The 516-nt window shown below is 49.2% G+C and carries 1 protein-coding gene; it reads right to left on the bottom strand.

What is annotated here, in order from left to right; translation table 11 throughout:
* The coding region (locus tag CIK93_RS12980) for a transposase (protein ID WP_094447597.1) at positions 1-516 on the bottom strand (516 nt) is incomplete at both ends.

Here is a 516-nt window from a genome sequence, read left to right on the forward strand (position 1 = left end):
ATTTCTCATCCCTAATTCCCCTTAGTGCTGCCCTGAAGGACTTGACTTTGGCGTTGAAAGACTCTGCTGCTGCGTTAGACGACCTGTTATTGTAGAAGTTGAGTATGTCATCATAGTGCTCGTAGAACGTAGCCGCAATAACGTTGAAGGAATGGAATCCAGCCTCTTCGACCTTGTTGTACCATTTGGCCATAGAGAGCCTGGCAGCATCCTTGATGGTGTTCTTGGCAAAGATCATCCTCAGTGAATGAGAGAGCGAATACGCCTTCTGCAGGTCAGGATATAGTTCGAAAAGGATTCTGGCTCTCATCTTCTGCCTGTCTGTCCATTTGTCTGCCGACTTGAAGAGCAGGTATCTGCTACGGGCCAGCAATTCTTTCTTTGTATCGCCGTTCTCATAGCGGAATGGAACGTATTCCCGCCCTTCCTGCCTGGCGTTTTCCATCTCGTCATTGGCTTCTTGTATGGCATCCCAGCGGTGTCTGATACGCATCTCCTGTACGGCATCACAGGCGA

Source organism: Prevotella sp. P3-92, from assembly GCF_002251205.1.
Taxonomy (GTDB): domain Bacteria; phylum Bacteroidota; class Bacteroidia; order Bacteroidales; family Bacteroidaceae; genus Prevotella.